A 25649-nucleotide genomic window follows, 5' to 3' on the forward strand; every position below is an offset into this window, starting at 1 on the left:
GCCCAATCGGTGTCGTTGGCGCCGACGGCGCACAAGACAACGTCGTTCTCCGCCTCGACCTTGCTCCACCACGCGGGCGTCCGCGTGCCGACCCCAGCGCCCAGAACCGCGACGGATCGCCCTTCGCAACGGAGAGCGCGGGCAAGCCGCTCGCTCAACCCGCGGGCATCGGTCCGCTCGCTGAGCGTGGACAGCACGATGATCTTGGGCGGTGCGTAGCGCGCTGGCGCGCTTGCATGCTGCGCACGGCGAATAAGCAATCGGGCGATCTCGGTCATGACCTCGGGCCGGCGCCGGGCAGTTTCGAAGAAGGCAGGCGCGGGCAGGAGGGTGACTTCACTGTCGCGCAGCGCGACGACCGTCGCCGAACGGGGTGCGCCGGCGAGCACTGCGGCCTCACCGACAATCTCGCCGCTACGCACGAGACCAAGGAGGCTGCGGTTACCCGCAACCGTTTGGAACACCGCGAAGGTGCCGGCGACGACCAAATAGACCGCCTCGGCGGGCGCTCCCGCTTCGTAGAGCGCCTGGCCGCCCGCTACGCATAGCCGGGCTCCGCCGCGTTTGTCGAACAGGTCGGCAAAAACGGCTTGCTCCATGAGGCGTTCAGCGGTCGAGTTCAGTGACGCGATGTTGGAGGTCGATATCGACGGATGACAGGATTTCAGCCGAGCGATCCTCGAAGAAATCGTCGGAAACCGCGTCGAGCGCGAGATCGCGCGCGATGAGAATACGCTCGATTTCGGGGACAAATGTCGCGACGGCGGCGGTCAGCCAGCGGTTGACGAGGTCGTCGCCCTCAGATGCTTCGCTCAGATCGAACATCTCGAGCCGCTCGAGGATTGCGCGAGCGTCGTACAGCCATTCGTCTGTCACCCATCGGTTGACGGTGAAAAGCTTGGTCGGCAGCCCGTTGAGGTCGATCGACAGCGCGGCGATGTGCACCACGCCGGCGTCGGGCGCTTCGGGGTCGAGCGGTTTGGCGCGCGGCTGCAGGCCGTCGAACGTGTCCCGGTCCAGGAATAGGTGAAAATGGCCGTGCTCGCCTGCGTCGCGTTCTTCGGGGGGATGCGCGTGGTAGAACCAGCGCGCGCCGGTTTTGGCATCGACGGCGTCATCGGGGGGATAGTGGTCCCAGACCCGGTAATTGCTGTCGGGCACGACACGTAGCATCAGCGGGATGCCGCTTGCGGCCATCGCGACGGTCGCGGTGATCAGTTCGGCCGCTGCTTCGGCGCGGCGCTCGGTGCCGGTCAGTTTGGGATCGATGAGCATGGCTCGTCCTGAACGAACGAGGAAAAGAAAGGCGGCCGGCCCGAGGAGGGGGAGGAAGGCCGGCCGCCGGTCGCGCGCTTAGCGGGGCTTGCGCGACTTCTTCTTCGCGGCGCAGGGGTTCGCCGCGCAGGGGTTGGCCTTGGCCGCGCACGGATTGGCGGCGCAGGGGTTGCTCTTCGCGGCGCACGGGTTCGCGGCGCACGGATTGGCCTTCGCGGCGCAGGGGTTCGCCTTGGCGGCGCAGGGATTGGCAGCGCAGGGGTTCGCAGCCCGCGCGGCGGGGCTACACGGATTGTAGGTTTGCGCGGCGACCGGCGCAGCGACGGCGAGGCCGCCGGCGACGGCGAGAAGGGCGAGAAGGTTGGGGGTCGACTTGGTCATGATTGGCACTCCGTAGAAGGGGGGGTCAGAGAGCCGGAAGAGGGTTCGGTCTCCCGGTCCCGCTCCGACGCTCGTTCAATGCCGGGAACAGCGGACGCGCGGAAATGCCGATGGGCTATCCGTTTCATGCCTGACGCGCCGATAGCCACAGGTCGGGGTGAGATGGATGCGCATACAAGGGAGCGCGCGTTTACGATTGACCCGGTCACGCGATTGTGGCGAACGGGTTGCTGGCTGGGAACTCCCCAGCATGGAGATTAGATGACCCTCTGACTGGATGCTCTCCCGCGATGGAGAGCCGTCTCGGCGCGATCATCCGGTGCTTTTGCCGGATGCTTTCTCGCGTCCACAGTCAATCTACTGCCGAGTGGCAGTACATGAAGGTCAATCCATGCCAAATATTCAAATCTATGCGCTTGAGCGCGCGCATTTGCCCGCGCTTCGGCGCATCCTTGATCGTGTCGAGCTATTTCCCTCGGAGATGCTGCAAGACATGGCATCGCCGTTCCTCGAGCGGACGGCTCCGCATCACTGGCTGGTCGCTAAGATCGACGACGTGGTTGTTGGGTTTGCCTATGCAGAGCCGGAGCGCATGACCGAGGGTACCTTCAACCTTCTGGCGATCGCCACCGATCCCGACATGCGGGGAAGGGGTGTCCCAACCGTGCTCATATCGGCATTGGAGAACGAGTTGCGCGGACAGGGCGGGCGCATCTTGCTGGTCGAGACCTCGTCGATCGATCAATATGCGGCGACGCGCCACTTCTATCACAATCGCGCCTTTGTCGAAGCGGCGTGCATCCGCGACTTCTACACTGACGGAGAACATAAGATCGTCTTCTGGAAGCGGCTCTAACCGGCGGCGGGGGCGGCTGGACATCGGCCGCCCCACTCACCGGCGATGTCGCCACTTGTGGAAGCGTGCGCTTTTATTGGCGGCGATTGTGCGTGCACTCGCGCCTGCTAGACCTCGTCCAACATCAAGGAGCGTGCGTGTGGCGTCAGCAAGGGACCTCGAGCTAGAGGACGATGAGCTCGCCTTTTACTTCGCGAGTGAGGCGGGAATCGAAGCGAGCGATCTCGGTCAGTTCCTGCAGCGCGCAGCAGCTGTAGCACGTCAGGCCGGTGCAGAGCTGCGGGTGACCGCGCTCGAGCCCGGCAGCCTGTCGGTTATCATGAAGGCGGTCCGCAGCTCCAAAGCGGGAAGAGCGGCGGTCAAAGAATTCAATAAGGCGCCGATCCAGGTGACGGCCGCGGGCGCAGCACTCGCTGGCACGGTGGCGACGGCGATCGCGTTCGCGATGTCGCCGGACGAGGCGGGCGTCACACCGCTTGGCAAGGCGGGCGCGACGGTGATCGAGCACCATCATGTCGAGCGGATCGAAGTGGTGACGACCCGCGAGACCATCATCATCATGGACCCCGTGCGCGCGCGCGGGCTGCGAGCGCTGGAGGAACAGATGCGACGCGAGACGCCCTTGCTGCCCGCTCCCGACGTCCGCGTGCTGACCGACCAAAGCCGGCGAGGTGTGTTGACAGGGAGTGTGCACGAAGTCGCGGGTGAGCTTCACTTCCGTCCCGATGGCTATCGCTACTTGGTGCCGATCGACATGGCCGGCAGCGATGCGGCCGCGAGCCTGCAAGCCGGGGCGCACGTTCGGGTGTCTGGAAAGCTCCATCTGCATCGCGGACAACCGCATGCGATCAGCATCGGCGACGCAACGCGAATCTAGCGGGAAGGCGAGCGCTGCCCGTTTGTGTTCCGGAAGATAGATCGCACACAACGGCTCGCGACCTTTCAATCATCCGCGCGTGTATCGAAAGCATAGGCAACCGGCATTTCCGCTTGCGCACCGGTCGGGGCATTTGAGCGTCACGTCAGCGGATACCCCCGTCCGCTGCCGACAGACTTGAAAGGATGAACCCAATGCGTACCCCCAAACTCTTCGCGTTTATCGCCACCGGCCTGATGGCCGCCGCCGCGCTCCCGAGCGTCGCCCATGCCAAGACCGACGCGGTCTACACCGGCACCTTCAGCAATGTCGCCCTCGATGGGTACGATTCGGTCGGTTATTTCACCCAAGGGCGCCCTGTCCTCGGCAACGCCCAGTTCAAGACCGTCTACAAGGGCGCCGAATTCCGCTTCGCGAGCGCTGCCAACCTCGCCAAGTTCAAGGCGAACCCGGCCGCCTACGCGCCGCAGTATGGCGGCTATTGCGCCTGGGCCGTGAGCCAGGGCTATACTGCTTCGGGCGATCCGAAGGTGTGGAAGATCGTCGGCGGCAAGCTGTACGTCAACTACAACCGCGAGATCGGCAACAAGTGGGAGAAGAACATCCCCGGCTTCATCGCGTCGGCTAACAAGAACTGGCCGAAGATCCTCGCGAGCTAAGCCTCGCCAATCGATCCCCTAAAGGAGCCTGAGCCATGGCCATCCTTCGTAAAGCGCCGATCGCGCTCGTGCTGTTCATCGCTTTTGTGTTCGTGCAGTCGCTGTTCTTCAAGTTCACCGACTCGCCCGAGACGCAGTATATCTTCGGGACGCTCAATGATTGGGCGGGTGGGCTCGGGCTTCCGGGCATCTTCGCGCCTGACGGCGTTGCCTCGCAGTATGTCGTCGGCACCGCCGAGCTGGTCGCGAGCCTGCTCCTGCTCGCGAGCCTCGCACCGAAATTTCGCGGGATCCGTCCCGTCGGTGCGCTGCTGGCGCTCGGCGTGATCTCCGGCGCGATCTTCTTCCACCTATTCACCCCGCTCGGTGTGTCGGTGCTCAATACTGACGGCACGCGGGATGGCGGGCTGCTGTTCGCGATGGCCTGCGGTGTCTGGGCTTCCGCCGCGATGTTGCTCTGGATCGATCGTGATCGCGTTCGTGCGCTGATCCCGGGGTCCGCGGCGCGCCGCGCCACCGCCTGATCAGCGGCATCTATGTCGGCGCCGCTGATGCTGCTCATCTCCGCGTTGTGCGGCGTCGCCTTTGGCTACGCCGCACAACGCGGAAGCCTTTGCGTTGTGAGCGGCATCGAGGCACTGCTTGAAGGCAAGTCGCCTCGCGTTTTTCTATCGTTCCTGCGTTGCAGCGTCTGGGTGATCGCGGTCACGCTGCCGCTTGCCTGGTTGATCAACGGAGAGCAGCTCGACGTCATCGCCGCCCCTGGATTGATCACAGTCGCCGGCGGACTCCTGTTCGGCGTCGGCGCGGCAATCAACGGCGGCTGCTCGTTTGGCACCTTGATAAGGCTCGGAGGCGGCGATGCGAGTTTTATAGCGACGCTCGCTGGCCTGGCTTTCGGCTATCTCCTTCAGCGGCACGCACCGGCGTTTGACGTTTCGCTCGATGTGGTCGGCCCCAGCCCGCTCGAAACCCCGACACTTGTTGGCGCATTGGCATTGCTTTTGGCTGTCGCCTTCTGCGTTCGGGAACTCATGCTTGAACGACGACGAGGAAGCAGTTTGGGACGTTGGGCGCCCGAGCGTGCCGCGCTCGTCATGGGTGTTGCGGGCGGGGTTCTTTACGCACTTCATGGCTCATGGGCCTACACAATTGCGATCGAGCGCGGCTTGGCCCACATGCGTGCCGGTGGCATACCCGACCTAGACCTTGCATTGATCTTCATTGCCTGCCTGATCGGCGCCGCGCTCGGTGCGCGCCGGCTCGATCGCTTCCGAATTCAGTTGAACGCCCGCGACGTACCCAAGCATCTGCTTGGCGGCACGATAATGGGGGTCGCCGCCGCGCTGATCCCCGGCGGTAATGATGTTCTAGTCCTACATTCGCTGCCCGCGCTTTCGCCGCATGCGCCGGTGGCCTATCTGACGCTCGTTGTCGGCGCCGCCGGTGCGTTGGCCCTTTCGTCGCGACTTAGGCGGCGCGCGGCGATGTAATGGTGTGGGCATGCTCAACCGAAAGACTATGCGCGGTCGCCAGGCAGCGATGAGCCGAGACCGGTGAGTCCGCCGGGTCGGTGGAGATAGCGGTTAGCCTTCCGCAACGAGTATTCCGGCAGCTACCTCGTGAAGGATGTCGAGCGGATCGAGGGGCGTTGTCCTGAGGGAGTTTCTCAAATAGCGCGAAGGCACGCCATCGGCTCAAGCTGCTTGTGTAAGAGTGCTCCCAGCAAATAAGCCTACCGACGATGCCCCACGGGGCGTGGTGTGCTTCAAGCGTCGAGCCGTCACCCTGTGCCCGGAGCAACCGCTCGCCATCGGTTGGAACCAGCTTGCGATGGAGAAGCGGCGTCGCGCCTGCGCGCACTAAATATTGCGTGTTGAACAGGCTGTTTCCGAGACGTTCATGCGCGCCAAAGATACCAGCATGCCGCTCGCATCCATAAGCGCCTGGACGGGCTCAAGCCGTGAATCGCTTCGCCGAAACGCTCGGGAGAGGAGAATGCGGTGTAGCGCCGTCGTCCCTTCAGCCTGCCACATTGCGGCTCCAGTTGCGACATCGAACCGGAGCGGGTAGCCGTCGATGAAGCTTTCGCCATACGCGGCCAGCGCGATGCTGGACGCCGCAAGAGACTGGGCACGCGGGAGCAGGTCCCGCATCCCCGCATCGATCGATAATGACATCGGTGCGGCCTGAACGATCGCGACCCGCAGACCGGCTACCGCAATCCACGTAGTTCTCGGCTCATCACGTCAGATCCAGCGGCTCGCTCACGATCCTGCGACATAAGGTTGCCAGCGCCTTACGGTCGCGGACATCCGCCACCACTGGGGAATGTACCATCACGTGGCAGTCGATCGCCGCGCCACCGCTGACCTCGAGCAAATGTGGCCAGAACTCCTTGTCGCCATCCCAACTGAAACGGGCGAGTTCTCCAACTCGCCATGCTCGGCCACGGGGCCGGTAAAGGATGGAGACTGGCTGGACGCGCCCCTCTCCCGCCGCCGCGAACAGCGTCGGACGAAAAGGCAGGACTTCGGCGCCGTTCCCGGTGGTGCCTTCGGGGAATAGGATGACCGGGCCACGCACCAGCGCCGCCGACACCGCCGCGACCTGCTGGACCACCGAGGATCGCTCACCGCGACGGACAAAGACCGTACCGTTGAGCCGGGCCAGCAACCCAAGCAGCGGCCAGTTGCTAACTTCGGACTTCGCGATAAATGCCATTGGCCGCAGTGATCCCAATGCGAGGATATCCGTCCAGCTGATGTGGTTGGCAACGATGAGAGCGTTGGGGTCGAGGTCACCCGTACGATAGACCCGGATACGCAGACCCCAAAGCAGCAAGCGCTGAAAAAGCATGCCCAGAAGCGACGGTCGGCCAGGCGCGGCACTCTCGCTGAGCAACCGCGGCGGAAGCAAAATGAACAATGCAGCGCCAAGGACAAGAAACAGGCGCGCGCGCCGCGCCATTCGTCGCCATCTAACTCCGTCAGAGACCGAAGACAGATTGCTGGGCGGGACAGGCACTACGGTCGAGCTCAATTAAGTGGTCCCCTTCCTCCCGCCATAAAGCTTAGCTGAGCATGGGTAAAGTCGGCCGCCAGAAACGCCGCCAGACCGTTGGCGCGTGCGCCGCCGCGCCGATAGATCGCGTTCACGAACACACTTAGGCCCCCGTGCTGCGGATGGTGAGCGCGTTGTCGGTCTACCAAGCGGGCTGGACGGCGGTGCGACGCTGATCATTGAAAAGGTCCTTACCAGTCTGGATGTTGTCACAAAATCATCGCTGTCTATAGTTCGGCTCCGCGGCCGTCCACCTATGCCATCATATGTATGGCGCAGCGTGCATGTTGTCGCGGCCAGCAATTTTATCCTAGCGCGCATCCTGAGTGCGCGTAACTTCGGTTTTCAGGTTCGCGCGAGATACGTCCCATGGAGATGCACCAAATTCGCTATTTTCTTGCGGTTGCCCGCACTCTGAACTTCACGCGCGCTGCTGAGGAATGCAATGTCACTCAGCCGTCACTAACCCGCGCGGTGCAGAAGCTGGAAGATGAACTGGGCGGGCTGCTGTTTCGTCGCGAACGCGCTCTGACCCATTTGACTGACCTGGGAAGGCAAATGCTACCCTTACTTGAACAGACCTATAAGGCGGCTCAGGCCGCAAAAGCTTTGGCCAAAGGGATTGGCAAGGCACAGGTGGCACCGCTTCATCTCGGCATCGCATCGTCAGTCGAATCGAACGAATTGCATGCGGTGTTGGCGGAGGTCGCATGTGGGCTCAACGGCTTCGAGCTGTCCACGTCGGAAGGAAGCTCAGCGGAGTTGCTTGAACTGGCGTTTAAAGGTGACCTGGATCTTATCGTGATAGAGGCGCCCCCCGACGTGCACGACAGGCTCGATCCGTGGCCGCTTTTCGAACAGCATTACCATATGGTTGCGCGGGGTGATCACCGCCTTTCTGGACGGGATGATGCGTCGTTGTCGGATTTGATAGAAGAGCCCTGGATAGACTGCGGCCAGGACTCGACGGCACGGCTGCGCGCCGTTGCCGGGAACGCGGGCGTCGAGGTCGCCTTTCGGCATAAAGTGTCAGGGCCAAGGCAAGCCGACCGGTTGCTACTCGCGGGTCTCGGAAGCGCACTATTGCCCGTGCCTGCACCGCTCCACGCCGACCTCCGCGCGCTCGCTTTGATGGATGAAGGACTGGTCGCCCCGGTGATCCTGGCGGGTATAGCCGGCCGCCAACGTTCACCCGCGGCCGACGCCTTTGTGCGCGCGGCGCGCGCTCGCAAGTGGCCGGATCGTTAATCGACGGCCACTCGGCATCAACCCAAACCAGCGACTACGGCAATGACATCGTCAGGCTCGGCACGGACGCGAAAATCCGGGTCGGCAAAAGCGAAGCGCACCGTCTGCTCGCGGTCGATCACAAAAGTAGCCGGGACGGGCAGGATCCAACCCGGTCCGCCATAAATGTCGGCGAGATCAAGGCCGCAGGCCCGGTAGCGCTGCTGCAGGTCCGCATCGCAGTGGAAGGCCAGGCCGACCGAAAGCGCGAGCCCGTGATCAATGTCGCACAGGATCGAGGCGTCGGGTCCGATCAGATCGCGAAGCCGCTCCGCGCGGCCGCCGACCTCGCCGGTGATCGTGACAAAACGTCCACCGGCGGCGGCGAGCGCGTCGACGCGTTCGCCCCACGCGCTCAGCTCGCCGTGGCAGAACGGGCACCAGCCGCCGCGATTGAAACTTAGCACGATTGGCCCATCGGAGACCAATTCTGTTAGTGACCGATACCTCCCGAGGGCGTCAGGAATGGCAAAATCGAGGAAACGCTCGCCGACCTTAGGGGCGTTTTCGGCGACCGCGCCCCTGCGCAGCTTGGCGACGAAGGCGTCATAAACCGGTGTCCATTCGGGAGTGGAGTCGCGGCATTCATCGAGCAGTTCGGAAAGGGCGGGTGTGTTTTTCATGAGTGGAAGATGGAAGTTGGGAGCGTAAAAGGGAAGCGCGTTGCTACTATCAGTTTCATACACGGCTGACATGCAAGCGCAGCGTCATCATGCGTGGTGGCTATCAAAAGGATCGTGACCCGGCATTTCCTTTGCATGCGCGCGCGGGGCATTGCAGCGTCACGGCCGATGACAACGGCCGCGACCTGGAGTGCCTGACGTGACTGCGACTGCGACTGACCTTCTCACCAGCGGCCTAATGGCCGTCGCTAACCAGCCGGTGCTGCTGGTCCTGGTGATCGTCGTCGCGACCTTCATCCTCGAGGATGTCGCAACCGTGACGGTGGCCTTGCTCGCTTCGCACATGGTCATTGACGGCACGATCGCGGTGGCCGCGCTCGTTGCAGGCACGATCCTCGGTGACCTTGCCGTCTACTACGTGGCGCGCCGCGCCGCGCATTTTCCCTTGGTGGCGCGCTTCCTTGGCGGGGCTGGTCTGCGTCCAGTCCTCGCCTGGCTCAAGCGACATGCACTCGGGATGGTGCTGATCGCGCGCTTCACCCCGGGCCTTCGCCTACCGGTTTTCGCCGGTGCAGGGTCGTTGGGTGTGCCCGTGCGCGGTTTCGTGATTGTGATCGCGCTTTCGACTCTGGTGTGGACTCCGGCTCTTTACTGGGCGGCAAGCCGCCTTGGCATGTCGGGGCTAGAACGCTACGGTATGCTAAGCTGGGCGCTGCCCGCCGCTCTTATCGCTGTGTTTTTATTGGCGCCACGGATCGTCTCCTGTCTCATTAAGCGCGGCGCTGTCACGGCGGTTCCTGTATGACCGCCGAGCGCGCCAGCTTTCATATGCACCGCGACCTTGGCATCGAGCATATCAGCGCGACCTATCGCCAGCACCGTTTTCCGCCGCACGCCCATCAGGAGTATCTGATTGGGCTGACGATCGCTGGGGTAGAGCACATCATCCAGGACGGCGAGCGCTGGCAGAGCCGAGCGGGCCAGGTGCGCACCATTAACCCTGGGGTGGTCCACGAAGGCGGTTGCGGCGAAGGTGAACCATGGGCCTATGAGGCGCTTTATATTCCTGAAACGCTGATCCTCGAAGCGGTCCTGTCGGTTGGGCGCGTGACCACTGCGCCGCGTCTTTCCGACCCGGTACTCGACGATCACAAACTTGCGGGAGAACTGCGGCTGCTGTTTGCGCTGTTGAAGGCCGAGGACGAGGCGCTGATTAGGGAAGAGGCTTTGACCGGTTTCCTGAGCCGCGTCGCCCGGCACCGTATTCTGCGCGTCGACCGTCCGCTGAACGGGCGCGAGCCACAGGCTGTCGCACGGGCCCGCGACTATCTCGCAGCCAATGCCCGACGGCGCGTTCCGCTCGAAATCCTGGCCACGGTTTCAGGCTTGAGCAAATTTCACCTGTTGCGCGTGTTCAAAGCGCAAACCGGTCTCACCCCGTGGCAGTTCCAAACGCAGATCCGGATCGACCTTGCTCGACGGCTGCTCGCTGCGGGCGAACCCGCGGGGCAAGTCGCGGCCGCTTGTGGGTATGCCGACCAAAGCCACATGACGCGCCGTTTTCGCGAACTCGTGGGCCTAACCCCTGCCGCCTATGCGGCCGACACACGCCGCTCCTTCTTGCCTAGCCGGAGCAATATTCTACAAGATCGGCGGTCAGCGCTGGACGGAGAAACAAGATGATGACCGTTGTTCTCACGCCGCGCGGCCTTCCAGTCACGACATGCTCGGCCGCACTCGCCGATGCGCTGCATTGCTTTGAGGAAGAGGTGCTCGACTACGGCTCACAAGCTGCCGCCTTGTTCGACGCGCTTCCGCTCGACCCGGAATGCGCGCTCGCAACCAGCTATGCAGCGGCGCTACACCTTTTTCGCGGAACGCGCGACGGCCATGACCGGGCAAGCCCGCTCGCGGCCAACGCGCTCAATCTTGCCGCTGGGAGCGTCCGCGAAACGCAACTGACGGTAGCGATCGAGAGGTGGGCGGCTGGCGATGTTGCCAGCGCCACCGCGATCCTGGCCGCATGGGTCAGCCAAGAGCCGACCGATCTGTTCGCGGGCAAACTGCTCCAGCATCTCTTATTCTCAACCGGGAATGTGGCAGCGATGCTGGAGTCGATGACGCCGATCGCTGCCGCCGTCCCGCGCGAACCACGCGTCCTTGGAATGCTGGCCTTCGCGCTTGATCAGACCGGGCTCACACGCGAAGCGGAAGGCGCTGCCAGGGCGGCGCTCGAGATCGCGCCCGACCCATGGGCGCATCATGCGCTCGCGCACGTACTCGATGCCGAAAGGCGGTATGAAGAGGGCCAGGCGTGGATGCGCGCGCACTCCGGGGCGTGGGCAAACTGCACGTCGTTTCTTTACACGCATAATTGGTGGCACGCGGCGCTGTTCCACCTTGCTTTAGGTGACACCGAAGGCGCGCTAGCGCTTTACCATGACCGCATCTGGGCCGTTCGCAAGGATTATGTCCAAGATCAGGTGAATGCCGTCTCATTGTTGGCTCGACTGGAGCTCGCTGGCGTCGACGTTGATGACCGCTGGGAGGATGTGGCAACGTATATCCGACCGCGCCGCGCCGATGCGCTAGATGGCTTTCTCGACCTCCACTACGCCTATGCGCTGGCGCGGTCCGGCGACCGACAGGCGGTCGACGAGTTGCTCGCCGCGCTTGCACATGCGGCTGCCTCTGGTCAGCGCTCTCGCCGTATCGCCCTTGACGCGGCTGACGGGCTGGCTTCTTTCGCTTTCGGCGACCACGTCCGCGCTTCACAGCGCCTCGGCGCAGTCGCGAAGGATTTGCACCTGCTTGGCGGCAGCACTGTCCAGCGCCGGCTGTTCGGCACGATCCTGGACTGCGCCAGAGCGGGTACGCGCCATCTGTTCAAGTGCGCGGCGTAGTGCTGGCTAGAATCCTGACTGCGGCGGCGTTCCTTGTCGGCGGAGGCTGCTCAATGCCGGCCGGCCCGACGGCGACGTCCGATGAGATTGCCGGATTGGAGCGCGGCTATTTCGCGCTGCCGGGCGGCACGGCATCGAAGGTTAGCTATCTGCGCGCCGGCGATCCTGATGGCCGACGCGTCATTTTCGTGCACGGTTCGCCGGGAGAGGCGGGCGGCTGGGCTGACTATCTGCTGCATGTCCCACCAGGTTTTGAGTATATCGCGATCGACCGGCCCGGGTTCGGCGCATCGAACCCCGATGATGCGGAGCCGTCTCTGAAGCGCCAGGCCGCCGCGCTCGCGCCGCTCCTGCAACAACGATCGGGCAAATGGCCAATACTGGTCGGCCATTCGCTCGGCGGGCCGATCATCGCCCGCGCGGCCGCTGACCTGTCAGGGCGGATCGATGCGTTGCTGATCCTTGCCGGATCACTCGATCCGGAACTGGAACGCGTACATCCAATGCAGCCGGTCGGCGAATGGTGGGGGGTGCGGAATATGCTGCCGCGTCATTTGCGCAACGCCAATCGCGAACTGCTAACTCTTAAGGGCGAGCTGGATGTCCTCCAACCGAGACTGCAGAAGCTCACGCTGCCAGTGACCATTATCCACGGCACAAGCGATACGCTGGTGCCGGTTGAGAATGTCGCGTTCATGCGCAGGCATTTGGCTGGCACCAAGCCGCTAACGGTAGAGTTATTGCCGGAGCAGGGGCATTTTATACCCTGGGAACGCCGTGATACGATCGAGCGCGCGCTCACGGTGCTGGCGCGCCGATGAGCGCGGCGATGCCTCCGCTCGACCCGGCGCCGCCGCTGTCGCGTTTCGAGTTCTGGTCGCCAGGGTTATTCTATCTACCGGTCTGGGGATGGGCTGTTTGGCTGGCTTTGCGTCATCGCGGGGTCAGGCTTCCCCTAGTTGCCAATCCGGGGTTGCCGGCGAGCGGGCTGGTGGGTGAGTCCAAGAGCCTAGTGCTCGGCAAAGCGGGCGCCGAGGCGAAAAAATGGATCGCCCCGTTTACGACCGTGATGCGCGACGGGCTTGCCCCTTCGGACGCAGCGGCCGACGCGCTTGTGGCGCTTGATCGCGCCGGGCTGGCGCTGCCGGTCGTCGCTAAACCGGATTTGGGGTGCCGCGGGGCGGGCGTCCGCCCGGTCCGGACCAAGATCGAGTTGGCTGACTATCTTGCGGGCTTTCCGCTCGGCCAGACGATCATTCTTCAGCAGCTTGTGGATGTAGAGGGAGAGGCCGGCGTGTTCTATGTGCGTGAGCCGGGGACGGAGCACGGGCAGATCTTTTCGCTCACGCTCAAGCATTTTCCGCATGTCACGGGCGATGGCTTATCAACGCTTCGTGAGCTTATCAGCCGCGATCCGCGCGCCGGCCAGCTCCCGCATCTCTACCTGCCTCGACATAAGGCGCGACTTGACCAGATTGTACCGGACGGCGAGCGTGTCCGGCTCGCTTTTGCCGGTAGTCATAGCCGCGGCGCGATTTTCCGCGATGGTTCGCGCCATATCACCGAGGCGCTCGAGAGGCGGTTCGACGCGATCGCGCGCGATATTCCTGAATTCTGGTTCGGTCGCTTTGATGTTCGCTTTGCCGATTTCGAAGCATTCCGGCGCGGCGAGGATTTCACGATCGTCGAAGTCAACGGCGCGGGTGCCGAAGCGACGCACATATGGGATAGCCGCATGCGCCTTCGCGATGCATACCGCACCCTGTTCCGCCAGTTTGGCATGCTCTGGGCGATCGGCGCGGCCAATCGGCGCCGTGGATTTCGGCCCGAGCCGTGGCGAACATTTCTGGAGCGCTGGATGGCAGAGCGGCGCCTCATCAGCATTTACCCTCCAACTGCATGATCGAGCCGCCACCTCAGGATTTTGACCGCACACGCTGGAAAGACGCCCGCTGGTCGCGCTGGTCGTTTCGCAACACTGCTCACTTCCTCCCCACATGCGCAGTCGCCGCCTCCCCGAATCCGCGCCCGCTGCAGTTAGGCACCCCGTGGCGACCTGAAGGCTTCGAGACCTTTCTCGCCGAGACGCACGCAACAAGCGCAATCCTCCTCACCGGTGGCGCAGTGTCGGCCGAGCACCCTGCCGGCGCGGCGTCCGATCCGCGCCCCCATATGCTGTTCTCGATCACGAAGTCCGTGGTCGGCCTGGTCGCGCGCATGCTGATAGTTCAAGGCGAAGTCGACGCCGAACGTAGGGTCAGTGACTATCTAGCTGATCTCGCCGGCACGGCGTTTGGTGACGCGACGCTGGCGGGGCTGTTGGACATGGAGGACGGTGTCGCTTTCGATGAAACCTATGCCGATCCGGCGGCCGATATCCACACTTATTCGCGCGGATATTGGGGCGATGCGAACGGCGGCGCGCGCGGCCAACTCGCCGCGCTGCCGCGCCGCCCAACCGTGACCGGCTTCTCCTACCGCACTCCGGTAGCCGATGTCGTCGGTGCCGTGCTGACCGCCAGCACAGGAGTGCGCTTGTCGACGCTGGTCGAAACCTTGTTGTGGAACCCAATGGGAGCGGCGCACGACGCGCATTTCCTGCTTGATACCGACGGCGTTGAAATCGCCGGGGCAGGTCTCAACGCCGCGCCCGCGGACTTGGCGCGGCTTGCATTGCTGTTGCTTGATCGCGGCGCCTGGAACGGCCGCCAAGTGCTGGCTGAACGCGTAGCTGACGCGCTGTTCGAGGGAGGAGACATGGACGCCTTCGCGCGCGGCTATAGCGGCCGGCCCGGATGGTCGTATCGCGACCTTTGGTGGCACATGGGCGGTGAGCGACTGGCGGCCCTTGGTGTCCACGGTCAGCGCCTGATCATAGATCGCAAGTCAAATTTTGTGCTGGTCCGCACCGGCGCCCAGCCGGAGCCGGACAACCGACCGATCGATCCCGCTCACGATTCAATCTTAGTAGCCATTGAAGACCGGCGGACCGGACAACATTGAACCGAGAAAGGAGCTTGGGTTCAATGAGCCATGTCGATCCCGATCGCGAGCGTATCGCTGCGCTTCAATCCATCACCCGCGATGCTACGATACGAATGCTCGACCTCAGTCAAATCAGTGGCTTCAAATCGGACAACGAGGTTCTCGATCATATGCGCGGATTCCCGAATTATGCCGTGACGATGGGTCGCTCTTTGAAAGGTAACTATATGTCCGCCCTGTTCAGCCCGTTCGACCTTGGCCCGGTGCCGCTCACCAATCGCATCGTCGCCTCGCCGATGTGTCAATATTCCGCCGACGATGGCTCGGCCACGGACTGGCATCACCAGCATTTGCCCAGCTACGGCATGAGCGGTGCTGCGCTCGTGATGACCGAGGCTACGCATGTCGAGCGGAGGGGGCGGATCACTCACGGCTGTCTGGGGCTGTACTCCGACACCAATGAGCGCTTGGAAAAGTGATGACGGCAGCGCGCAGATTCGCGCCTGAGGGCACGCGTTTCGGTGTCCAGCTTGCACATTCCGGCCGCAAGGGATCCGCTGCGCGCCCGTGGGAGGGCGGCAAGCCGCTGCGCACCGATCAGGACCCCTGGGCCACTGTCGCACCGTCGGCCATTCCGTTCACGGAAGGCTGGGCAACCCCCGAAGCGCTGGACGAAGCGGGGATCGAACGCGTTATCGCCGCCCTCGTGCAGGCCGCCGAACGCGCCGCGCGGATCGGCTTCGACGTGGTCGAGCCTCATGCCGGCCATGGCTATCTGTTGCACCAGTTTCTGTAGCCGCTGTCGAACCAGCGCGATGACCGCTGGGGCGGCACCACCGAGAGCCAGGCGCGGTTTCTGCCGATAATCGCCCAACAGGTGCGCGCCGCACTCCTCCGAGGTATCGCACTCGGGGTCCGCCTGACCACCACCGACTGGGCAGACGGCGGCGTCGATACCGGTGATGCCGTCGAAGTTGCACGCCAGCTGAGGGCGCTTGGGGTCGACTATATCTGCGCGACCGGAGGTTTTGTCATTCCGCCGTCGGGCATTCCGTTTGGGCCTGGCTATCAGGTGCACCTTGCGGAACGGATCAAGCGCGAGTCGGGAATCGCCACCCGCGCGGTCGGCGGCATTTCAGATCCGCCCCAGGCCGAGGCGATCATCGCTGATGGTAAGGCCGATATGGTGGCGCTCGCCACCACTTTCCTTGCCGATCCGCGCTGGGCGTGGCGTGCCGCCGACGCGCTTGGCGCGACCATTGCTTATCCTGGCCCCTATGCCCGCGCCAAAGGCGTGTGCAACGTCGCATAGCAAGAAGGCGTTCCAACCATGCTGCTCACCTCTACCCCTGCGCGTCTCATCGCGATGACCGGCCTTACCAACCTGGCCTTCTGGCTGCTTTGGCCGGCCGCGATCGTGCGCGTCGCCGGTCTGGGCTGGGGACCGGCGGCAACCGGGCTGTTCGGGTCGATCGCGCCGCTGGCCATGTTCGCCGCCTTGCCGCTGGCATCGCGCCTGGTTGCCATCGCCGGACCAAGGATCGTCACGTCATTGGCCATCTCTCTATTGTCTGCCGCAGCAATCGGGTCCGCACTACTGCCCGGCGGCGCGCTGAAATGGCTCTGGACTGGCTTGCTGGGTGCTGGAACGGGGCTACGTTGGATTGCAGAGGACTTCTGGATCGCCGATGCCGTGCCACCGGAGCGCAGTGGGCGCATCCTCTCGGTTGGCGAAACTGTCGTCGGCCTGGGATTGCCGCCGGACCTACGCTGGCATCGGCAGCGGGCGGCAATGTGATGGCCCTTGGGCTTGCGGCTGCCGCCATGTCATTGGTATGCGGGCTGCTCATCGCTGGCGTGAATGAACCAGATCACAAGCCTGGAACACCCCCCGGCGGCATGGATGAGGCTACCCGGTTTGCTGGCCTTCCGCTCTGTGCCGCGGCATTGCTGCTAGCGGCAGCGCTGCTCGGCGGCATCAACGAAACCGGCGTTGCCGGTGTCGCACCACTGCTGTCCATCGCTGGCGATGGGAGCCAGCCATTGTTTGCTGCGGCCGCAGTTGGGCTTGGCAGCTTCGCCGCACAATATGGACTGGGCGCGGCGGCCGATCGCTTGGGTGGTTGCAAAGTGCTGATGGCCTGCGCAGCGCTGCTCGCCGCCGCACTGTCCGCGATCGCCATCGCACCGACGACGCTGCCGGTCGCGTCCTTCATCATCGGCGGCGCGGGCGGCGGGATTTATAGGCGTCACCTCAAGCTTTGTTCGCCAGACAACGATTTCTCGGACATAAGCGGAACATGGGCTACGCTACACGCTTCAACCGCGCCATTGGCTCGTTGAGTGGGTGGAATTCACCTGCTGGAAGTCGCCTGGCCTGCTCCCAGAGGTAATCGCCGGTCAGACTGATGTGCGCCCAGCCCATCGGAGAAAGGTGCGCAAGCAGTGCCGCATCGAACGTCGTGCCGACAGCGTTGAGGTGCTGGGCGGCCCGGTCGAGATAGACCGTGTTCCAGTAGGAAATCGCCGCAATCAGCAGGTTCAGCCCAGATGCGCGAAATTCCTGATTTTCCAGCGAGCGATCGGTGAACCGACCCTGCCGGTTGGTATAGATGGCGGCGGCAAGCGTGTGCCTCGCCTCGCCTTTGTTGAGACCGGCCTGACAGGCACGTCGCAGTTCCGGTTGTTCAAGCCAATCGAGCGTGAACAAAGTGCGCTCGATACGGCCCAGTTCAGCCAATGCAAAATCCAGCCTGTTCTGGCGTTTGTAGGCGGCAAGTTTTCGCAAGATTACTGACGGCGCCACCGTGCCATCCTTGATTGAGGCGACAATCCTGACGATGTCATCCCAATCGGCCTCGATCGCTGCCGTTTTGATGGTGCGGCCCATCAGATTTTCGATGCCCTTGTATGTCGATGGCGCAGCGATCGAACCCAGCTTGCGGTCGCCAATATCGCGCAGCCGGGGCGCGAAGCGGAACCCGAGTAGGTGGCAGAGTGCGAAAACATGATCGGTGGCGCCGCCGGTATCGGTATAGTGCTCATGCAACGGAAGGTTGCCGGCGCCCAGGACAAGCCCGTCGAGCACGTAAGGCGCTTCACCTGCCGTCGCGGACATGATCCGTGATCCGAATGATGCGAAGTGATCGGAAAGGTGAGAATAGATTTTCACGCCAGGTTCGGCGCCATATTTGGCATTGACGTCCGCCGCCCCTGAACGGCTCCGCCCCGACCGGAAGAACTGGCCATCGGACGACGAACTGGTGCCAGCGCCCCAATGCCGCGCGAAGGGTAATTCGTGATGGGCTGAGATGATCATGGCCAGCGCGGCCTGATAGTTCTCGGGTGAAAGATACCAGTTGTGGGTCCATGCGAGTTGGGCATAGCTGACGCCTTCGCTGGCATTGGCCATCCGCTCCAGCCCGAGGTTGGTGCCATCAGCCAGAATTGCGGCGAGTACCGTGCTGGGGTTGTCGTGCTCCTTGCCTGAGCGCAGGTCACGGAATGCGTTCAAAAAACCAGTGCGTTCGGCGACTTCAAGCAGCAGCTCGGTGATGCGCACGCGGGGAAGCAGGGTATCGAGCTTGCGATCGAGGGCTTCAGCTTCCGGTGGGGTGACAGGCGGCATTTGCTGAAGCTTGAGCCGGTCTCGTTCGAGCGACACTCCCTCAAGCTTGTTTGTTTTCAACTGCTTGGCAAATCGGCGCAGCCGCCAGTCAAGATTTCGTGCCCGGTCAGCGAGGTAGGATGCAGCATTTGAATCGAACGGAAGCACATCCGCCACTTTGGCGGCGTCGCGCCGACCCAGCAAATAGGCATCGAAGCGCTGATAGTTGCGGGTTCCCTCGATCCATACATCACCGGCGCGCAAACGATCACGCAAGGTTGCCATGATCGCAATTTCATAACGTCGGCGGTCGATACGGCCGCTTTCGGTGATGAGACGCTTCCACTGCCGATTGGGGAATGGCAGTGGAACGCCATCGGGAAGGTCGCGCGACTTTCGTGTGTTCGCATCGCGAATGACATCGATGGCTTTGATCAGTGCCGTCCCTGTTCCAGACGCCTTGAAGGTGAAGGCGTCCAGAAATGCCGGGCTGAAACGCCGTAGCGTGGCGTAACGCTCGGTTGCCGTTACCAGTGCGTCCTCGCCGGCAAGATCAGCAAGGGCATCTACTTGGGCCTTTGCCGCAACAAGCCGGTGCCAGCCCACCGCTTCGTCAATCAATTCGAGCGGATCGCCGCCATTCTGGACAGCCTCATCAAGTGCTGTAATCGTGGCGCCAAACAGCCGCATGAGTTGCCCCACCGACTGAATACTATCTTGGTAGCGACGCTCGCGCCCACGCCGCGCGCGCGTGAACATGCCGCCGATAAGTCGGTCAAACATTTGGATCGCGGCATCGGCAAGTCTGGCCTCAAGGTCGATCACTGCGGCCGTCAACGTCGCCCGCCTGCGATTGACGCTGTAATCCGAAAGCAGGAATGCCGGTGCCACGCCGCCCTCGCGGACAAATTGGGCAAAGCGGAATTCCGGAATGGCGCCCCCAACTACCGGGTGGATACCTATGCCGCGAACATAGCGCAGGCGCTCAAGCAAGCCATTGATATTGGCCGCAGTCGGGGCTTCTTCGAAATTACGCAACCACGCCAGCGGTGTCATGCCGAAATCCGGGTTGTTGATTACGAGTTCGTCTAGCCGTGTCAGTTCAGCAGAGCTGAGGCCTTCGACGATTGCGGCTGCGGCAGCTTTGCGTGCGCGTGCCCGGCCAGCAAGACCGGCGCGTTCCAGTGTGTCGCCTGACGGAAGAATGAACCGCTCACCCTTCAGGCCAACCATGAGGGCGCGAACAATCGGTTCACCTCTGTCTGTATACTCGGCGGCTTGCGCGGCAAGATTCAGGGCAAGTGCCAGGTCGCCGCGTCGAAACGGGCGTATGCCAAGATAACGCGCCACGAGATCGGCATGATCGGTACGGGTTTGCGCGCGCTGACCATATGCAGAGAAGGAGGAAGGATCGACGAATAACTGTGCCGCGAGGTACTGAAGAATGACGTCGGGAAGCCCGATCTCGGGTTGCAGACCAAAGCCGGGATGTCGCATCAAAGCGATTTGTGCAGCCAGACCGAGGCGATTTGCTGGACCATAGCGGCGCCCAACCAATTCAACATCTTCCGCAGAAAGGGTATAATGCCCAATGATCGCGGTTTCTTGGACAGGAGGATCGAACAGGCGCCGGCGCTCGTCTCCGGTCAGAAGTCGGCGTCGTGCCATTTTGCTCTCCCGCTGAGGCGAATTACAAAATTGACACCAAAGCGGCTTGCACTGGAGGGAGGCCATTCGTTGCCGGTTGATCCCCGAGCAATCACCCGGCGCAGCAAGACAGTTTGGCGACATCCTTATCAAACGTTTGGGCCGCCAGTTTGAGGCCTTCCACAGTGGTCAGGTAAGGAAATATCGTTGCACCCAATTCCAGGGTGGTCATGCCGTGTTTGATCGCCAGCACCAGTGTCTGGATCGAATCCGCGCCTTCGGGTGCCATGATCTGGCCGCCCAGCAAACGGTCGTTCGCCTTGTCGGCAATCAGTTTGATGAGACCCCGCGTATCGCGTGCTGCCAGTGCCCTTGGCACAGCATCGAGCGGGAGCAGCGAAACCTTGATGTCCAGGCCTTGCGCCCGTGCTGTCGTTTCAGTGAGGCCGGCGCTGGCGACTTGCGGGTCGGTGAAGACGACGGATGGCATGGAGGAATTGTCGTAGCGGTATTGGTTGCCCGTCACCGCGTTGCGCGCGGCCAGTTTTGCGCCATAGGCGGCCATGTAGACGAACTGGTCCCGTCCCGTTACATCGCCCGCCGCGTAAATGCCTGGAACCGACGTTTCGAGGTGGTCATCGACGACGATTCCACCATTACGGGCAAGCACTATGCCGCGCTCCTCCAGCCCAAGCCCGTCGCTATTGGGTCGGCGTCCGGTGGCGATGAGCACCTGTTCCGCCGCGACGGTGTCACAATGCCCCTCGCAGGTCAATTCGACCCCGCTCTGTGTTTGGGCGATACGCTGATAGCCGACACCTGCGCAAACCCGCACGCCCTCGGCTTCCAAATAGTTTTTCAGCGCGGCACTCACTTCCGGGTCCATTTCGGGGAGCAGGCGGCTTCGGCAGCAGATGGTGACATCAACGCCCAGACGCGAAAACATCTGTCCCAGTTCTACCCCGATCACCCCGCCACCGATCACCAGCAGCGATTTGGGCAAGCGATCCAGCGCCAGCGCCGATGTGCTGGTTAGGTAGGGCACGCTGTCCATCCCCGGAATCGGCGGCACGGCGGCGTGCGCACCCATCGCCAATATGACCTTGCCGACCTTCATGGGCGCATCGCCGACAATCAGCGCACCATCGGCAAAGCGTGCCTTGCCCTCGATATAGCTCACACCTTCATAGGCGGGCAGCAGATCGACATATTTTTTTTGGCGCAGCGTCGTGACAAGATCGTCCTTCGACGCCGCCAATACGGACCAGTCATCCATCTGGACAGCGCCCCCAAGGCCGGGAAAGCGCGCGGCGGCAAGCCCACCATGCACCGCTTCGGCGGCGCGGATCAGCGTCTTGGAAGGAACGCAGCCAACATTGACACAGGTGCCGCCAATCGTGCCGTGACCGACGAGCGCCACTTTCGCGCCCAGATCGGCAGCGGCGATCGCGGCGGAGAACCCGGCAGAACCCGCGCCGATGACGGCAACGTCAAATCCTTCCTGCCCGGGGCGGTTGCAACAGTCGTTCATTGCTTATCGCTTTCTTGAGGCGCTGGCGGCGCCCCGCTCAGTTTTGAATAGCGCGCGCCGGATAACCCGCGTTGGTTGATGCAGCGGCAATCGCAGCAGCATTGGTGCGGCGCGGGTTATAGGTTGCGCGCGCGGTCTTGGCTGCGAAATCGACCGTGACCGCCGTTACCCCGGCGACGCCTTCCATCGCCTTCTTCACGGTGATCGGGCAGGTGGCGCAGGTCATGTTCTCTATGGCAAAGGTGGTTTGCTTCTGAGCGGTTGCGGTAGCCGCGGGGCGATCTTGCGCCGTGCCACTAACTGCATAGGCGACCCCGCCGCCAGCCATAGCCAGCACGGCCATAGCGATACATACTGTCTTTTTCATGGGTATTTCCTTTCAATAGAACCAGGGTGCCCACCAGTCGATGGTGAGCGCCAGGATGGCGACGGCAAGGCCCAGCCACAGCACCGCCTTGGTGGTCCAAGCCGATTGTGGACGAGCGCAGTAGGAACCGTCTTCACAGGGCGGTTTCGGCTTGAAATAGACATGCCAGAAGCCGTAGCCGAGCAGCGCGAGCGTTACGCCTGCGACATAGGGCTTGTAAGGTTCGAGCGCCGTCAGGTTGGCGATCCACGCGCCGGAAATTCCGAGCATAACCAACAGTAGCGGGACGACGCAGCAAGCCGAGGCGAGCCCCGCGCCGATCAATGCGCCCGCCGCAACCCAGTTTGCCTGCTTCGGCTCGTGGTTTTCGGTGAGGGCTGGCTGTCCCGCTTCCGGCGTTGAGACCATGGCTTGAATCCCTTGTTCCAACTGAGTGATTCGCAATGTAGGCTCTGTAGCCACTACAGACTCAAGAGGTATTTTCATGGAGCAACAGGTCGGCATCTTGCGTGCCCAGCTTGCCCGGAAAACAGGCTGCAATCTCGAAACCATCCGCTATTACGAGAAGGTGGGATTGCTGCCGGGGCCGCCTCGCAGTTCCAACGGCTACCGCGTCTATTCGCCGGAACTGGTGCAAAGGTTGCAGTTCATCCTGCGCGCGCGCGACCTTGGCTATGCAATGGATGAGATACGGTCATTGTTGTCGCTCACCGATACCGGTGCACAAACCTGCGCGGAGGTTATGGCGAGAACCGAACTCCACCTTGAAGATGTCCGCCGCCGCATTGCAGATTTGCAGAAGATAGAGGTGACGCTGGCGACCACGTTAGCCAGATGCACTGGAGATGACGTTGCCGAATGTCCCATCCTGGAAGCACTCCAGTTTTTACCCCATCAAGGCAATTGACGCCATCTTTGAGGGATTTGATTTTGTGATGTCAGCTTGGAGTATAGCCTAACCGGACGTCAGGATGCAGCGGCGGTTTCTGTCAGGATAGGGTTATGGCAAGCATTTATTGACGCATGTTCCGCCGTGTCATAGAATTCAACCTGACATTTTGACCGGAGGCGGCGATGAAAGGCCAGAGGATCGGTTACGTCCGGGTGAGCACATTCGATCAGAATGTCGATCGCCAGTTGGACGGGCAGTCGCTCGACCGGATTTTCACCGACAAGGCATCGGGCAAGGACATCAACCGCCCCGAACTCGATGCCATGCTCGCCTTCGCCCGCGAGGGTGACACCGTCGTGGTCCACAGCATGGATCGATTGGCGCGTAATCTCGACGATCTGCGCAAACTGGTTCAGTCCCTCACCAAAAGAGGCGTCCGGATCGAGTTCGTGAAGGAAAGCCTGGCCTTCTCGGGCGAGGATTCCCCGATGGCCAACCTGATGCTCTCGGTCATGGGTGCGTTCGCCGAATTCGAGCGCGCCCTGATCCGGGAGCGGCAGCGCGAAGGCATTGCGGTCGCCAGACAACGCGGTGCTTATCGCGGGCGGAAACGTTCCCTCTCCGACGAAATGGTCGCCGAGCTGCACCGCCGTGTTGATGACGGCGAGCGCAAGGCCGTCATCGCCCGTGACCTGGGGATCAGTCGCGAAACCCTCTACCAGTATCTCCGCGCTGCCACCTGAGCCGGTTTCACCCAGCCTCGCTCACCCTTAGGCTTGTCTGATTGATACGACCAATGTCACGTCTCTTGAATTGCTTGAATCATATCAATGAGGATTGGAGGTCTCCTTCGTCAAACGAATGGCAAGAGCGCGACCGATTGCCGCTGCGGCGACTGGCTGGACGGCGCTTGGCGGAAATGGTGCAACCGAACTAGCATTGATCTCGCAAAGCGCATAGGAGCCATCGCTGATGGCTTCACCAGGGCGAAATAGGAAGTCGGCGTCCCAAAGAAGCGGAAGATCGTGGTCGGCGATCGACAGCAACCTTTGCATCTCTGGAATCCAGCGATCCTCCATCGCTTTCCGTAAGGCTGCGAAGCGCGTCACCTCCGGTCCGAACATGGCGCGGCCCATCGGCTGTGGGGTTGACGACGTTGTATCAATGGCCGTTGGCGTCATCAGCGCAGTGATCAGGTTGTGCCCAAAGCCAACCACTCGGTGCCCGCACACGTAGCAGCGGACCATGCCCTCGGACGACTGCGGCTGATAAGCCTGATCGATCAGCACGCCGCCGTCGTTTAGAAACGGCACCCACCTTTCCAAGCACTCGGCTAGGCTGATGCGCTCCGATTTGCTTCCTTGGCGGGCCTCTTGAACTTTCACCGACGTTTTCAAAGCCGGAGCGTTTCCCGCTTCGTCTAGTTGGACACGCCATACATTCCTGCCGCCGTTGCCGTAGTTCGGCTTCAGCACGCGCGGGCCTGCGGCAAGATGTTCGGGGAAACGAGCGCGAAGGCCTTCAGCGTCCACGTATCGATCGACATCGCTGCCCCATTCCATGGATCGCGTTGTGTAGAGCACTTCCTTGACGCCGATTTTGGCGATCACGTCAGGATGCGCGCTGACGACAACGCCGCACGCCGCGACTTCGCGCAGCATCGGGTCGAGCACCGAGCGGTCGCCTGAAATGTCCAACGGATTCACCCAGACCAGCACCGCGTCGAACGACAGCAACTCGTCACGAATGTCGCGAACCGCTTCGTCTCTGTACAGTACAGGCCTTGTGGTCGCCCCGAACGACCGCAAGGCTTGAACGATCGGCCACTGCCGAGCTTCATGAAAGCGATGCGTCCACTCGGCCGCTTGTCCGCGCCAAAGAAGAGCGATGTTCGGGCCGGATGTCACTGTTGCATCTCCCATCGGACCTGCCCCCTTTGTGGTCGCCAACTCAGGTGTCGCGCAGAAGTGGGTGTTGATCCTCGGCGGACGGGTCAGCCGCCGCCGCGCAAAGCCGCGGCATAGCGGCGGTCGACCACTTCCCAGTCGATGTTGCGGAAGAAGGCGTCGACGTATTTGGCGGCGGCGGTGCCGTAATCCATGTGAAAACTATGCTCGTACATATCGAGCGCCAGCAGCGGCACGCCGGCGATTGCGCCGTGCATATGATCCCACGCCCAATGGTTGTGCAGCGAGCGGGTGTGGAGATTGTAGACGAGCACGCACCAACCTGATCCGCCGGCAAGACTCATGCCGGTGCGGCGGAAGTCGGTCTCCCAGCGGTCGAACGAGCCGAACGCCGCGCCCAGCGCGTCGCGGATCGAGCCGGCTGCTTGACCGTTGCCGCCCAGCCCGTCGAAATAGATTTCATGGAGCACGACCGAGCCGGTGCGGTGCAGCTCCTCGCGCTTGAGGCCGCCATAGACCACCGGCGGTAGGTCCGGGTCAGCGAGCGCGGCGGCAAGGCGTGTTTCGATCATATTCAACGCCTTGACCGAGCCGGCATAATTGTTCTCGTGGTGCGATGTGATCAGCCTTTCGGAGAGGCCGTGGAGCCTGGCGGGATCGAACCTGAGCGGCTTGATCTGATGATTGCCGGCGAATGCGAGGACATTCGTCGGCGCTGCGGTCGGCGTCTGCGCCGAGGCTTCGTTCATAGTCATGGCTGCGGCTCCAATGCCAAGAGTTGCGATTGCA

29 protein-coding genes and 1 pseudogene are annotated in these 25649 nt (G+C 62.5%); 18 read left to right on the forward strand and 12 right to left on the reverse strand.

Annotated elements, in window-relative coordinates; translation table 11 throughout:
- From GR702_RS19020 to GR702_RS19030, 3 genes are all read right to left on the reverse strand, one after another.
- Positions 1-599, reverse strand: a 599-nt coding sequence (locus GR702_RS19020) for a Crp/Fnr family transcriptional regulator (protein WP_160987248.1), incomplete at its 3' end; no start/stop codon positions are given.
- A gap of 7 nt (positions 600-606) precedes the next feature.
- On the reverse strand, positions 607-1275 hold the full coding sequence (locus tag GR702_RS19025; RefSeq protein WP_160987249.1) for a DUF6969 family protein: 669 nt from the start codon (positions 1273-1275) through the stop codon (positions 607-609).
- A gap of 78 nt (positions 1276-1353) precedes the next feature.
- Complete coding sequence (locus GR702_RS19030) at positions 1354-1656, reverse strand: hypothetical protein (protein WP_160987250.1); 303 nt, start codon at positions 1654-1656, stop codon at positions 1354-1356.
- A gap of 277 nt (positions 1657-1933) precedes the next feature.
- Between GR702_RS19030 and GR702_RS19035 the strand changes: the two genes are divergently transcribed.
- The 5 genes from GR702_RS19035 to GR702_RS19055 all read left to right on the forward strand — a co-directional run bounded on the left by GR702_RS19035 (position 1934) and on the right by GR702_RS19055 (position 5541).
- Entirely contained in the window at positions 1934-2512 is a 579-nt protein-coding gene (locus GR702_RS19035; RefSeq protein WP_160987251.1) for a GNAT family N-acetyltransferase, read from the forward strand.
- A 139-nt stretch (positions 2513-2651) separates the two neighbouring features.
- The gene (locus GR702_RS19040) at positions 2652-3389 is read left to right on the forward strand and encodes a hypothetical protein (protein WP_160987252.1); all 738 of its coding nucleotides are present in this window, start codon (positions 2652-2654) and stop codon (positions 3387-3389) included.
- 194 nt (positions 3390-3583) lie between these two features.
- A complete protein-coding gene (locus tag GR702_RS19045) occupies positions 3584-4048 on the forward strand; it encodes a YHS domain-containing (seleno)protein (RefSeq protein WP_202408381.1) in 465 nt (154 codons plus the stop codon).
- Between the two features lie 35 nt (positions 4049-4083).
- Positions 4084-4572 (forward strand): hypothetical protein, encoded by a 489-nt coding sequence (locus GR702_RS19050; RefSeq protein WP_160987254.1) that lies wholly within the window; start codon positions 4084-4086, stop codon positions 4570-4572.
- A gap of 27 nt (positions 4573-4599) precedes the next feature.
- Positions 4600-5541: a YeeE/YedE thiosulfate transporter family protein gene (locus tag GR702_RS19055; protein WP_160987255.1), complete on the forward strand. Its 942-nt coding sequence runs from the start codon at positions 4600-4602 to the stop codon at positions 5539-5541.
- Between the two features lie 369 nt (positions 5542-5910).
- On the opposite strand, the gene GR702_RS19060 is transcribed toward GR702_RS19055, so the two are convergent.
- Positions 5911-6204: a hypothetical protein gene (locus GR702_RS19060; protein WP_160987256.1), complete on the reverse strand. Its 294-nt coding sequence runs from the start codon at positions 6202-6204 to the stop codon at positions 5911-5913.
- 88 nt (positions 6205-6292) lie between these two features.
- The gene (locus GR702_RS19065) at positions 6293-7018 is read right to left on the reverse strand and encodes a lysophospholipid acyltransferase family protein (RefSeq protein WP_160987257.1); all 726 of its coding nucleotides are present in this window, start codon (positions 7016-7018) and stop codon (positions 6293-6295) included.
- Positions 7019-7480: 462 nt separating this feature from the next.
- Between GR702_RS19065 and GR702_RS19070 the strand changes: the two genes are divergently transcribed.
- Positions 7481-8359: a LysR family transcriptional regulator gene (locus tag GR702_RS19070; protein WP_160987258.1), complete on the forward strand. Its 879-nt coding sequence runs from the start codon at positions 7481-7483 to the stop codon at positions 8357-8359.
- Positions 8360-8376: 17 nt separating this feature from the next.
- Here GR702_RS19070 and GR702_RS19075 read toward each other — a convergent pair whose 3' ends face one another.
- Positions 8377-9021, reverse strand: coding sequence for a peroxiredoxin-like family protein (locus GR702_RS19075; RefSeq protein ID WP_160987259.1), 645 nt, complete (start codon positions 9019-9021; stop codon positions 8377-8379).
- Between the two features lie 199 nt (positions 9022-9220).
- Between GR702_RS19075 and GR702_RS19080 the strand changes: the two genes are divergently transcribed.
- The 10 genes and pseudogenes from GR702_RS19080 (at position 9221) to GR702_RS19120 (ending at position 17252) form a co-directional block, all read left to right on the forward strand.
- Positions 9221-9826, forward strand: coding sequence for a VTT domain-containing protein (locus tag GR702_RS19080; RefSeq protein WP_160987260.1), 606 nt, complete (start codon positions 9221-9223; stop codon positions 9824-9826).
- Positions 9823-10704: an AraC family transcriptional regulator gene (locus tag GR702_RS19085; protein WP_160987261.1), complete on the forward strand. Its 882-nt coding sequence runs from the start codon at positions 9823-9825 to the stop codon at positions 10702-10704. Before GR702_RS19080 ends, GR702_RS19085 begins: the two co-directional genes overlap by 4 nt.
- The gene (locus tag GR702_RS19090; RefSeq protein WP_160987262.1) at positions 10701-11924 is read left to right on the forward strand and encodes a tetratricopeptide repeat protein; all 1224 of its coding nucleotides are present in this window, start codon (positions 10701-10703) and stop codon (positions 11922-11924) included. Before GR702_RS19085 ends, GR702_RS19090 begins: the two co-directional genes overlap by 4 nt.
- Before the next feature lie 53 nt (positions 11925-11977).
- The gene (locus GR702_RS19095; RefSeq protein ID WP_160987263.1) at positions 11978-12745 is read left to right on the forward strand and encodes an alpha/beta fold hydrolase; all 768 of its coding nucleotides are present in this window, start codon (positions 11978-11980) and stop codon (positions 12743-12745) included.
- A complete protein-coding gene (locus tag GR702_RS19100; protein WP_160987264.1) occupies positions 12742-13827 on the forward strand; it encodes a D-alanine--D-alanine ligase in 1086 nt (361 codons plus the stop codon). Before GR702_RS19095 ends, GR702_RS19100 begins: the two co-directional genes overlap by 4 nt.
- Positions 13758-14927 (forward strand): serine hydrolase, encoded by a 1170-nt coding sequence (locus GR702_RS19105; protein ID WP_160987265.1) that lies wholly within the window; start codon positions 13758-13760, stop codon positions 14925-14927. The genes GR702_RS19100 and GR702_RS19105 overlap by 70 nt, the downstream gene beginning before the upstream one ends.
- 23 nt (positions 14928-14950) lie before the next feature.
- Positions 14951-15388, forward strand: coding sequence for an oxidoreductase (locus GR702_RS22600; RefSeq protein WP_202408382.1), 438 nt, complete (start codon positions 14951-14953; stop codon positions 15386-15388).
- Positions 15388-16221, forward strand: a pseudogene (locus GR702_RS22445) (oxidoreductase). The gene GR702_RS22600 and the pseudogene GR702_RS22445 overlap by 1 nt, the downstream one beginning before the upstream one ends.
- 18 nt (positions 16222-16239) lie before the next feature.
- Positions 16240-16707, forward strand: coding sequence for an MFS transporter (locus GR702_RS19115; RefSeq protein WP_160987266.1), 468 nt, complete (start codon positions 16240-16242; stop codon positions 16705-16707).
- A 101-nt stretch (positions 16708-16808) separates the two neighbouring features.
- Positions 16809-17252, forward strand: a complete 444-nt coding sequence (locus GR702_RS19120; RefSeq protein WP_160987267.1) for a hypothetical protein — start codon at positions 16809-16811, stop codon at positions 17250-17252.
- Here GR702_RS19120 and GR702_RS19125 read toward each other — a convergent pair.
- The 4 genes from GR702_RS19125 to GR702_RS19140 all read right to left on the reverse strand — a co-directional run bounded on the left by GR702_RS19125 (position 17215) and on the right by GR702_RS19140 (position 22469).
- Positions 17215-20184: a Tn3 family transposase gene (locus tag GR702_RS19125; RefSeq protein WP_014072601.1), complete on the reverse strand. Its 2970-nt coding sequence runs from the start codon at positions 20182-20184 to the stop codon at positions 17215-17217. The two genes, GR702_RS19120 and GR702_RS19125, sit on opposite strands and share 38 nt — an antisense overlap.
- Before the next feature lie 91 nt (positions 20185-20275).
- Positions 20276-21694: a mercury(II) reductase gene (merA, locus tag GR702_RS19130; RefSeq protein WP_039330847.1), complete on the reverse strand. Its 1419-nt coding sequence runs from the start codon at positions 21692-21694 to the stop codon at positions 20276-20278.
- A 37-nt stretch (positions 21695-21731) separates the two neighbouring features.
- Complete coding sequence (locus GR702_RS19135; protein ID WP_004213249.1) at positions 21732-22061, reverse strand: heavy-metal-associated domain-containing protein; 330 nt, start codon at positions 22059-22061, stop codon at positions 21732-21734.
- A 12-nt stretch (positions 22062-22073) separates the two neighbouring features.
- Positions 22074-22469 (reverse strand): mercuric transporter MerT family protein, encoded by a 396-nt coding sequence (locus GR702_RS19140; RefSeq protein WP_014072602.1) that lies wholly within the window; start codon positions 22467-22469, stop codon positions 22074-22076.
- Between the two features lie 76 nt (positions 22470-22545).
- Between GR702_RS19140 and GR702_RS19145 the strand changes: the two genes are divergently transcribed.
- Complete coding sequence (locus tag GR702_RS19145; protein WP_014072603.1) at positions 22546-22968, forward strand: MerR family transcriptional regulator; 423 nt, start codon at positions 22546-22548, stop codon at positions 22966-22968.
- Positions 22969-23135: 167 nt separating this feature from the next.
- On the forward strand, positions 23136-23696 hold the full coding sequence (locus GR702_RS19150) for a recombinase family protein (RefSeq protein WP_017184234.1): 561 nt from the start codon (positions 23136-23138) through the stop codon (positions 23694-23696).
- A gap of 84 nt (positions 23697-23780) precedes the next feature.
- Here GR702_RS19150 and GR702_RS19155 read toward each other — a convergent pair whose 3' ends face one another.
- Positions 23781-24875 (reverse strand): Cj0069 family protein, encoded by a 1095-nt coding sequence (locus GR702_RS19155; protein ID WP_137776362.1) that lies wholly within the window; start codon positions 24873-24875, stop codon positions 23781-23783.
- A 71-nt stretch (positions 24876-24946) separates the two neighbouring features.
- Positions 24947-25615 (reverse strand): superoxide dismutase, encoded by a 669-nt coding sequence (locus GR702_RS19160; RefSeq protein ID WP_171007877.1) that lies wholly within the window; start codon positions 25613-25615, stop codon positions 24947-24949.
- Positions 25616-25649: the final 34 nt, after the last annotated feature.

Origin of the sequence: Novosphingobium silvae, assembly GCF_009856825.1 — a bacterium.
Lineage (GTDB): Bacteria > Pseudomonadota > Alphaproteobacteria > Sphingomonadales > Sphingomonadaceae > Novosphingobium > Novosphingobium silvae.